Below are 10,454 nucleotides of genomic sequence, written 5' to 3'. Positions count from 1 at the left end.
ATAAGCTGGAAATTAATTTAATACAATTTTTGTCGTGTACTTAGTAAACATTTAAAAATAAAATATTGAAAATAAAAAAGGATGCCCTACAGCATCCTTTTTTAGTATAATGAATAACGATTAGTGGTGTAACACTTCTTCATTAGGCTTCATTGGCACGTTTTGGGGAACGAAATCTTCCTCATGGCCGGGCTTACTGTAGTCATAAGGCCACCTGTAAACTTCCGGTATTTCACCAGGCCAGTTCCCGTGCATGTGCTCTACAGGAGCAGTCCATTCAAGGGTATTTGACTTCCATGGGTTCATCGGAGCTTTTTTGCCTTTGAAAATACTGTAGAAAAAGTTCCACAGGAATGGCAGCTGGAATACAGAACCTATGATGGCAAACATAGTGATGATGACGTTAACATCCTGAAGGTCGTCGAATAGCGGGAATGCTGTGTTTGTATAGTAACGCCTTGGAAGGCCGGCCATACCAATAAAGTGCATAGGGAAGAATACGCCATACGCACATACCGAAGTTACCCAGAAGTGGGTGTAGCCAAGATTTTTGTTCAGCATCCTTCCGAACATGCGCGGGAACCAATGATAGATGCCGGCAAACATACCATAAAGAGCTGATATACCCATTACCAGGTGGAAGTGCGCTACCACAAAGTAAGTATCATGAACGTTAATATCAAGAGTACTGTCTCCAAGGATAATACCTGTAAGGCCACCGGTAATAAATGTTGAAACGAAACCTATAGAGAACAACATGGCCGTATTCATCTGTAGGTTACCCCTCCACAATGTAGTAATCCAGTTGAAAGCTTTTACTGCCGAAGGTATAGCAATAAGAAGCGTAGTAAAGGTAAATACCGAGCCTAAGAACGGGTTCATACCTGAAATAAACATATGGTGCCCCCAAACAATAGTAGAAAGGAACGCAATGGCAAGTATAGAGGCAATCATGGCACGGTAACCGAAGATAGGCTTACGTGCATTGGTAGCCATAATCTCTGACACAAGGCCCATGGCAGGAAGGATAACAATGTAAACTTCCGGGTGGCCCAGGAACCAGAAAAGGTGTTCAAACAATACCGGGGAACCGCCCTGGTAGTGTAATACTTCCCCTGCAATAAAGATATCAGAAAGGAAAAAAGAAGTACCGAAGCTCCTGTCAAACAATAACAGTAAAGCCGCTGATAAAAGCACAGGGAACGATACAATACCGATGATAGCTGTAATGAAGAAGGCCCAAACCGTTAGCGGAAGCCTTGTCATAGACATACCTTTTGTCCTCAGGTTTATTACAGTAACCACATAGTTAAGCGATCCCATGAGTGAAGAGGCGATAAAAATGGCCATAGAAACCAACCAGAGGGTCATCCCCGCGCCTGAACCCGGTATAGCCTGCGGAAGTGCACTCAGTGGCGGATAAATTGTCCATCCGGCTGAAGCCGGGCCTGATTCAACAAAAAGGGAAATAACCATGATTACTGACGAAACGAAGAAAAGCCAGTACGATATCATATTCATAAAACCTGAAGCCATATCCCTTGCACCAATCTGCAATGGTATAAGGAGGTTACTGAAAGTACCGCTCAAACCTGCTGTTAATACAAAAAATACCATGATAGTACCATGTATTGTTACCAATGCCAGGTAAATATCATTACGCATTACGCCATTAGGAGCAAATTTATCACCTAAAAGCACTTTAAAAATACCAAATGACTCTTCAGGCCATGCTAACTGCATGCGGAACAGTATAGACATCATGATGCCTATGATACCCATTATAATACCTGTAATAAGGTATTGTTTTGCGATCATCTTGTGGTCAATACTGAAAATATACTTTGTTATAAAAGTATCTTTATGGTGATGAGCATGAGCATCGTGATGACCGTGTTCTGCGTGACCGTGTAATTCGTGTCCTACTGCTGACATATTTCTTTAATTTGAATATTTAAAAAAGAATTATTTTTTCATTACCTGTGCTACTGCTGTTGAATCAGGTTTAGCGGCGGCAGTACCTGAAGCGTCCGGTTTGGCCGGGGTACCCTGAGGGGCATCAGCAGGCGCTGCAGCTTCTTTTTGCGATTCTTTAACAGCTACAGAAAGTGTTTTCTTTTCTTTAAGCCATTTATTGAAATCAGCTTCGCTGTCAACAACAAGTTTCATCTGCATATTGTAGTGTGATGCACCACAAATTTTATTACATAATAATATATAATCAAAAACATATGGTTCCAGGGCCTGTTCGCCTTTTGCCACAAGGGCTGAACTTCTTTTTGAGCGTATTTTGTTGATGTTGGCTACCTTTTCAATGATCTGCGGGTCATCGCGCATTTCGTCTGTTGTAATGGTTGGCGTGAAAGCAAATTCAGTCACCATACCCGGCACTACGTTCATCTGTGCCCTGAAGTGCGGCATGTAAGCCGAGTGCAGTACATCCTGGGAGCGGAATTTAAAAATAACTTTCCTTCCTTTAGGGATGTGCAGCTCATTAACCGTAATATCATCCTGCGCGTTAGGGTCGCTCATGTCAACACCCATAGTGTTAACACCATCAATATACCTTACGTTGGCTTTTCCTAAAACTCCGTCTTCACCGGCGTAACGTACTTCCCAGCTAAACTGTTTAGCATATACTTCTACATAAAGGGCATCTTTATCCTTATCGTCAACAAACATGATGTTTGTCCAGGTATAAAGGCCGTAAAGTATGAGGCCTGCCAGCACTATAACGGGTATGATAGTCCAGATGAACTCCAGCTTATCATTATCGGCGTAGTAAAAGGCGACATTACCTTGTTTACCCCTGTATTTAAAAGAGAAATAATATAAAAGGAACTGTGTAATTGTCTGAACAAAAAATATGAGGCCAAGCGATATCGCCATAAGGTTATCATACTGCGGGCCGTGTTCGGATGCAGGGGTGCCTAAAGCCAGGTGGCCCCATTTCCATAATGAATATATGGTGATAAGATATATGAATCCAAGGAAAGCAAAATTCAAATAACCATTAACATTATTATCCCTGTCATTGGCTACTTCAGTATTTTCGGTACGAACCGCAGCGCCAACCTGGGTAAGGTGGAATATTTTAGTTAATTGCCATATTGCAATGCCTAATAAAACTAAAACTATAATTATCAATAAACCTGTCATTTGTTTATTCTTTAAATATTAATAATGAAAATGCTTACTTTCCTCAAGGTACGGGTTGTGCTTCACCATAAGCGGCGCCTTGGCCAGTGCGCTGAACACAACAAAAATAAATAATCCAAGGAAGAACATCACTGCACCAATCTCTCCTGCGCCTATAAACCACTGATCGCCCACGGTAGCCGGCATTATCATATTGAAGAAATCAATATAGTGTCCGCAAAGAATTACTATACCTGCCATTACCACTATCCATGACAAACGTTTGAAATCAGTGTTAAGCAATATAAGTACCGGGAAGATAAAGTTCATGGCAAGCATCCCGAAAAAAGGAAGGTTATACTCCTCAATACGGGTTACAAAGTACGTAACCTCTTCCGGTATATCGGCATACCACATAAGCATGAACTGGGAGAACCAAAGGTAGGTCCAGAAGATGCTGATACCGAACATGAACTTGGCAAGGTCATGTATATGGCTTGTATTTACGTACTCAAGGTAGCCTTTGCCTTTAAGGTATAAAGTAATCATGGCTATGGCGGTGATACCGCTTACAAAGAAACTGGCAAATACATACCATCCGAAAAGGGTGCTGTACCAGTGAGGGTCAACCGACATAATCCAGTCCCATGACATGATTGACTCAGTAACTATAAAGAATACAAGGAAAGTTGCTGACATCTTGAAATTCTTTTTGTAAAGCGTTATATCAGAAGCTTCATCGTTAGCTAAAGAATTTTTTCTTGAGTAGTAACGGTAAAGGTTCCATCCGCCAAGGAAAATAACAGCCCTGATGAGGAAGAAAGTTCCGTTAAGGTAACCTGACTTACCCTGAATAAGGGCATCTTCCTTAACTACTTCAGGATCCATCCATATAAACAGATGATGCACATGAAGAACACCTAAAACTAACAAGATAAAAAATAGTATTGAACCCGGAAGCAGGTAGCTGGTGATGCCTTCCATGACCCTGAAAAGGATAGGAGACCAACCTGACTGGGCTGCATATTGTATAGCATAAAAAGCCAGTGCACCTAAAGAAATAAGCATAAAGAATATGGCAGCAACGTATACCGCTGCCCACGGCTTGTTCTGCAACTGGTGAAGAACATGCTCCAGGTGTTCCTGGTGCTCTTTATGGGCATCATGTGCTTCAGCGCCGTGTGCGGCATGGCCGGCTTCACTGGCACTGTGATGATCCTGCACATGATGTGCAGATGCAGCATCCTGGTTATTGGCTGTTGCAATATCGCTTTTGCCTGCAGGAAGTTGCTGGGCATTTCCGGGAGTATCGGCCTCATTAGCAGCAGGCGTAGCAAGGCTGTCGCGGCCAGGCGTACCTGTTATGTGCCTGTCGGCATTTTCGCCCTGATCCTGCTCATCATGAATGGCATGGTCAACAGCATCTTTTTGCTGTGCATCATTAGAATGAACATCCTGTGTTGTATGGACATGAGCGTCTTTTGAAGCATTGTTTGCAGCATCGTGATGTGCGGCATCATGCCCTGAATGGCCGTCATGATGACTTTCGGCAGCCAGTATTTTTTCTACGTCCTCAACGGTTTTTGGTGCAGTGAAAAAACTATATCCAATCCCCAGAACACCTAAGATCATCAGGATAAAAGAAAACGTTTTTAATCTACTTGAAAATGTGTACATATCTTATGCTTTCAGTGTTCTACAATTATAATTGACTCCTAAGTTTCATCACGTGGTGAGTAACCTGCCAACGCTCTTCCTGGGTTAACTGGTTAGCATGCGAACCCATAGAGTTTAATCCGTATGTTACTACATGGAAAATACTGCCTTCAGTAATCTGCCGGTCCTTATAGTTTGGCACGCCGAGGAATTTTTCCCTCTTTACAAGGTTACCTTTCCCGTCACCTTTGTCGCCGTGGCAAATTGCACAGTATATGGTATATAACTGCTCACCTCGGGCCTCATCAATTGAAAGTGAGTCAAGAGGCGATTTAAGGTTGGCTTTGGCAAGCTCATAACCCGCCGTAGAGTTTTCATATTCATATGGGGTAAAGCCCCTGGGTATAGAACCCTTTGCAGGGATTTGAGCTTCTTTACCATTAGGAAAAGCCTTAGACTCTGAATAGGTTTCATAAGCAACAGATTGCTGCATATTAGGGAAATACTGGTAGTTAGGCTCCTTCTTGTTAAAACACGAAGTAACGGCCACTGAAACACTTGCCAATAATGCTATTTTAAATAATGCTTTCATAGTCTTGTTAATGCTTTTCTATTACTTTAACTTCCACAGCACCGGTGTTTTCAAAAAAAGAAACCATCTGGTCAACATCTCCGTGGGCAGCAACTTCCATAAGGAAATGGTCGTCTGTAGTCCTTACATCAGGGTTTTCAGCTTTTTTAAAAGGCCATAATTTACTCCTCATGTAAAAAGTTATCACCATTAAGTGGGCTGCAAAGAATACGGTCATTTCAAACATAACCGGAACAAATGCAGGCATGTTCTGGATGAAACTAAAGCTTGGTTTACCGCCAATATCCTGTGGCCAGTCAATAATCATCATGTAACGAACCATGGTAACAGCCACGCTAAGGCCCACCAAACCATAAAGGAAAGATGTTATTGCTATCCTTGTAGGCTCAAGCCCCATAGCCTTGTCAAGCCCGTGTACCGGAAAAGGAGTATATATTTCTTCAATATGATGATGAGCGGCACGCGTTTTTTTAACGGCGTCCATCAGTACGTCATCATCATTATATAGTACATGCAATACTTTATTAGTCATGATCTTAATGATTATGTTCTGAGTGTGAATGATTATCGTGTCCGTGCTGTTCCCTTAGCTTCTTGTAGGTTTCGCTTGATGATTTCATAATAGACTTAACCTCTGCCTGTGCAATAACCGGGAAGGTTCTTGAGTAAAGCAGGAACAGTACGAAGAAGAAACCAATAGTACCTATATAGAAACCGGCATCTACGAAAGTAGGCTGGAACATTGTCCATGATGATGGAAGATAATCCCTGTGAAGCGAGGTAACGATAATAACGAAACGCTCAAACCACATACCAACGTTAACCACAATAGAGATTATAAATGAAGCCATTATGCTGGTACGTATTTTTTTGAACCACATTACCTGCGGAGAGATTACGTTGCAGGTCATCATCAGCCAGTATGACCACCAGTAAGGCCCTGTTGCCCTGTTAAGGAAGGCGTACTGCTCATACTCCACACCTGAATACCATGCAATGAACAGCTCGGTAATGTAAGCAATACCTACAATAGAACCTGTGATCATGATAATAATGTTCATAAGCTCTATATGCTGGATGGTAATGTACGCTTCAAGGTTTGATACCTTCCTCATGATGATGAGGAGCGTGTTTACCATGGCAAATCCTGAGAAGATGGCACCCGCAACGAAGTATGGCGGAAGGATAGTGGTGTGCCATCCGGGGATAACCGACGTGGCAAAGTCAAATGATACAATAGTGTGTACTGAAAGTACAAGTGGTGTTGCCAAACCTGCAAGAACAAGCGAAACCTCTTCAAAACGCTGCCAGTCCTTAGCGCGGCCGCTCCACCCGAAACTTAATATTGAATATACCCTTTTTGTGAAAGGAGTAAAAGCCCTGTCACGAAGCATTGCAAAATCAGGCAAAAGCCCTGTCCACCAGAATACCAATGATACTGAAAGATAGGTAGAGATTGCGAATACGTCCCAAAGAAGTGGTGAATTGAAGTTTACCCAAAGTGAACCAAACTGGTTAGGGATTGGAAGTACCCAGTAACCCAGCCACGGACGGCCCATGTGGAACACCGGGAATAAACCTGCCTGCACTACCGAGAAGATTGTCATGGCTTCCGCGGAGCGGTTAATGGCCATTCTCCACTTTTGGCGGAAAAGTAACAGTACCGCAGAGATAAGCGTACCGGCGTGGCCGATACCTACCCACCATACAAAGTTGGTAATATCCCAGGCCCATCCAATTGTTTTATTTAAACCCCATGTCCCGATACCGGTGGCTACAGTATAGGAGATACATCCTACACCCCAAAGAAAAGCGGCGAGCGCAATAGAGAACGCAATCCACCATTGCTTATTAGCCCTGCCTTCCACCGGCCTTGCAACATCAACTGTTACATCGTGGAAATTTTTATCACCTATAATTAAAGGTTTTCTAATGGGTGCTTCGTAATGAGACGACATAATCCTTTATATTGTTTCTTATTAATATTTACTTATAGTTCTATACGTTCCTTACCTTAACATGGAAGAATACGTTCGGCTTGGTACCTATGTGTTCAAGCAGGTGGTACATCCTGTCGCTTTCTTTCAGTTGGGTAACGGTATCCTCGGGATTGTTAACATCACCGAATACAAGCGCGCCGCTTCCGCAGGCCTCAGAACATGCTGTATAGAATTCATCCTTACGTACCGGACGGCCTTCCCTCTTCGCTTTAAGGATAGTAGACTGGGTCATCTGGATACATAGTGTACATTTTTCCATAACCCCTCTTGAACGTACGTTAACATCAGGGTTAAGCACCATACGGCCAAGGTCATCGTTCATGTGGTAATCAAACTCCTCGTTCTTGTTGTACAGGAACCAGTTAAAACGGCGTACCTTATAAGGACAGTTATTTGCGCAGTAACGGGTACCTACACAACGGTTATAAGCCATGTGGTTCTGCCCCTGGCGCCCATGTGATGTTGCCGCAACCGGGCAAACGGTTTCGCAAGGTGCGTGGTTACAGTGCTGGCAGAATATCGGCTGGAAAACCACCTGTGGGTTATCTGCCGGGTCTTCAAGGCCATCAAACTTATCGATTGAGTCCATAAGGCCTGAAGCACTTTGCTTCACTTTAACGTCACCGGCAAAGGTATCTTCAGATGAGTAATACCTGTCGATACGCAGCCAGTGCATATCGCGGCTCCTCCTCACCTCGCTCTTACCTACAACCGGTACGTTATTTTCAGCGTGGCATGCAATTACACATGCACCGCAACCTGTACAGGCATTAAGGTCGATTGATAGGTTGAAGTGGTGGCCCACAGTCCTGTCGAATGATTCCCAAAGGTCAACCGTTACGGCAGGAACTTCTTTATGGTCTAACGATACCACAGGAACAACATTCCAGTCGGCAGCGTCTTTAGTATTAAATATCTCCAGGGTAGTTTCCTTAACAATATCACCCCTACCCATTAGTGTTTTCTGGAGCTGTACGCAGGCAAATTCATGGTCGCCTGACTCCTTAGTTATTTTTGCAGCCTGTACATCACTGAAGTTGTTGTAAAGGGCATACGCGTTTACACCCACCTTCATCTCATCTTTCATGCCTTCTTTACGGCCATAGCCAAACGCAAGTCCAATAGTGCCTTTGGCCTGGCCTGGGTGAATGATAACCGGAACTTTCTCCAGTTTCTTTCCGCCTGCTTCAATGGTTACATAGCTTCCGTTAAGGCCACCGTTGGCAACGTTATAATTTTTAAGGCCCCACTTATCAGCATCCGCTTTTGAAACAGTAACATAATTGTCCCACGATACCCTTGTAACCGGGTCCGGGAATTCCTGCAGCCATGGGTTGTTGGCCTGCTGGCCGTCGCCCATACCTACTTTAGTATATAATATAAGCTCAAGTTGCTGTGGTTTTGCGGCCGCAAGCCTTGAAGCCGCTCCTGAATAATCAGCGCCATTGGCTGTAGCCGCAGGAAGCGTTTCAGTAACCGTTACACCATCATGCACCAGCTGGTTCCAGGTTTTGCCTGTAAAGAAGTTAGCCGAAGATGCTTTCAGGTAATCATAATAGCCTGCGGGACTACCCATCCATACAAGAAGCGAATCCTGCAGCTGCCTTGTATTGAACAGCGGGCGGATGGTAGGCTGGGTTATGCTGTAGTAGCCTTTTGCAATGCTTACATCTCCCCATGACTCCAGATAATGGGGCGCTGCTGCTGCAATTGTGCTTACAGAAGATGTTTCATCCTCTTTCATTGAGAACGCTACAGACAGTTTTACTTTTTTAAGGCCTTCAGCAAAATCAGCGCTGTTGGCAAGTGTATAAACAGGGTTAACACCACTCATAATAAGTGTATGTACCCTGCCTGCTTTCATATCGTTAACAAGCTGCATTACCGCTTTGGCATCGCCTTTCCTTATGTAACGTGCCACTCCCGGCCTGAAAGCCTGAGACTGAAGCGCGTTATTTATAGCAATTACAAGAAGCTGAGCGTTTACATCATCAAGGCCTGAAACCAAAACACCACGCGAGCCTGCGGCTTTAAGCTGCTGGGCAGCCTTCACCACTTCTTCTCCTGCTTTACCTTCAATTTTAGGTGCGTTTACAGATGAACCTGTAATAACATTATACAGATATACCAGCGCATGTTTCTGCTGGGCAACAGTCATAGGGACACGCCTGTCGGCATTAGCACCGGTAAGCGACATGTTAGCCTCAAACTGTATATGCTTTGACATTTTCCCGTTCTTCGGGATACGCCCCTGCGCATAGCCTGTATCGCATCCGCCTCCCTGCCAGTCGCTAAGGAAATCAGCACCCACTGAAACTATAACATCGGCATCTTTAAAATCGTAATCAGCCAAAGCCCTTTCTCCATATACCGCCTGGTAAGCATCAAGCGCACCCGTCGCTGAAACGGCATCATAAACAACATGCCTGAAGTTAGGGTATTTTGCACCGAATTCAGCAATAAGCTTATCTGTTGACGGGCTTGCCATGGTATTTGTAAGAAGCACAATCTGGCCGCCTGCAGCTGCAGCCTGACCTAAGCCAGCTTTAACGCGGTTATCTACTTCTTCCCATGAAGCAGGCTTGCCTGCAATTACCGGCTGCTTAAGGCGCATGCTGTCGTACAATGAAAGTACTGACGCATATACCCTTGCATTTGGTTTTATTTTAGAACCCTCAAGGTAGTTGTTCTCTACTTTTATAGGCCTTCCCTCGCGGGCTTTAATAAGTATATTGGCGAAATCAAAACCATCAGCCATTGTTGTTGCATAGTAATCGGCAACACCGGGGATGATCTCTTCAGGTTGAACTACATAAGGAATTGACTTGATAACCGGGCCCTCACAGGCAGCAAGCGAAGCCGCTGCCGTACTGAAGCCTACATACTTTAAAAAGTCACGGCGGCTTGTTGAGGAAGAAGATAAAGCTTCCTTATCACCAAGAAACTCATCTGTAGGAATCTCTTCAACAAACTCATTATTTCTTAGCGTCTCAACAATAGAGCTGTTTTCCTTTAGCTCTTCAACACTTTGCCAGTATTTTTTGTTTGATGCCATTTGTATATAGATA

The 10,454-nt window shown here is 43.9% G+C and carries 7 protein-coding genes; all 7 read right to left on the bottom strand.

The annotated features are described in order from the left end of the window. Window positions 1-120: 120 nt before the first annotated feature. Genes CHU92_RS09840 through CHU92_RS09810 form a run of 7 tightly spaced genes read right to left on the bottom strand, consistent with a single transcriptional unit; the run spans window position 121 to window position 10,441 of the window. Window positions 121-1,935 carry a cytochrome c oxidase subunit I gene (locus tag CHU92_RS09840; protein ID WP_094415090.1) on the bottom strand — a complete coding sequence of 605 codons (1,815 nt, stop codon included), beginning with the start codon at window positions 1,933-1,935 and terminating at the stop codon, window positions 121-123. 30 nt (window positions 1,936-1,965) lie between these two features. Beyond that, window positions 1,966-3,159, bottom strand: coding sequence for a cytochrome c oxidase subunit II (locus CHU92_RS09835; protein ID WP_094415088.1), 1,194 nt, complete (start codon window positions 3,157-3,159; stop codon window positions 1,966-1,968). Between the two features lie 18 nt (window positions 3,160-3,177). After that, window positions 3,178-4,815, bottom strand: coding sequence for a quinol:cytochrome C oxidoreductase (locus CHU92_RS09830; RefSeq protein ID WP_094415086.1), 1,638 nt, complete (start codon window positions 4,813-4,815; stop codon window positions 3,178-3,180). A gap of 25 nt (window positions 4,816-4,840) precedes the next feature. Beyond that, complete coding sequence (locus tag CHU92_RS09825) at window positions 4,841-5,386, bottom strand: c-type cytochrome (protein WP_094415084.1); 546 nt, start codon at window positions 5,384-5,386, stop codon at window positions 4,841-4,843. Window positions 5,387-5,393: 7 nt separating this feature from the next. Beyond that, window positions 5,394-5,918 carry a DUF3341 domain-containing protein gene (locus CHU92_RS09820; RefSeq protein WP_094415082.1) on the bottom strand — a complete coding sequence of 175 codons (525 nt, stop codon included), beginning with the start codon at window positions 5,916-5,918 and terminating at the stop codon, window positions 5,394-5,396. A 4-nt stretch (window positions 5,919-5,922) separates the two neighbouring features. Further along, a complete protein-coding gene (nrfD, locus tag CHU92_RS09815) occupies window positions 5,923-7,344 on the bottom strand; it encodes an NrfD/PsrC family molybdoenzyme membrane anchor subunit (RefSeq protein WP_094415080.1) in 1,422 nt (473 codons plus the stop codon). A gap of 40 nt (window positions 7,345-7,384) precedes the next feature. Then, window positions 7,385-10,441 (bottom strand): TAT-variant-translocated molybdopterin oxidoreductase, encoded by a 3,057-nt coding sequence (locus tag CHU92_RS09810; RefSeq protein ID WP_094415078.1) that lies wholly within the window; start codon window positions 10,439-10,441, stop codon window positions 7,385-7,387. Window positions 10,442-10,454: the final 13 nt, after the last annotated feature.

The sequence above is a fragment of the Flavobacterium cyanobacteriorum genome, assembly GCF_002251835.1.
GTDB classification, from domain to species: domain Bacteria; phylum Bacteroidota; class Bacteroidia; order Flavobacteriales; family Flavobacteriaceae; genus Flavobacterium; species Flavobacterium cyanobacteriorum.
Note: the sequence above shows the minus strand (reverse complement) of the source record. Positions and strands in the feature narration are given on the sequence as shown.

Bases quoted from the DNA above. Each gene is read 5' to 3' on its own strand.
- CHU92_RS09840 (WP_094415090.1), bottom strand. From the start codon at position 1,935: ATGTCAGCAGTAGGACACGAATTACACGGTCACGCAGAACACGGTCAT.
- CHU92_RS09835 (WP_094415088.1), bottom strand. From the start codon at position 3,159: ATGACAGGTTTATTGATAATTATAGTTTTAGTTTTATTAGGCATTGCA.
- CHU92_RS09830 (WP_094415086.1), bottom strand. From the start codon at position 4,815: ATGTACACATTTTCAAGTAGATTAAAAACGTTTTCTTTTATCCTGATG.
- CHU92_RS09825 (WP_094415084.1), bottom strand. From the start codon at position 5,386: ATGAAAGCATTATTTAAAATAGCATTATTGGCAAGTGTTTCAGTGGCC.
- CHU92_RS09820 (WP_094415082.1), bottom strand. From the start codon at position 5,918: ATGACTAATAAAGTATTGCATGTACTATATAATGATGATGACGTACTG.
- nrfD (WP_094415080.1), bottom strand. From the start codon at position 7,344: ATGTCGTCTCATTACGAAGCACCCATTAGAAAACCTTTAATTATAGGT.
- CHU92_RS09810 (WP_094415078.1), bottom strand. From the start codon at position 10,441: ATGGCATCAAACAAAAAATACTGGCAAAGTGTTGAAGAGCTAAAGGAA.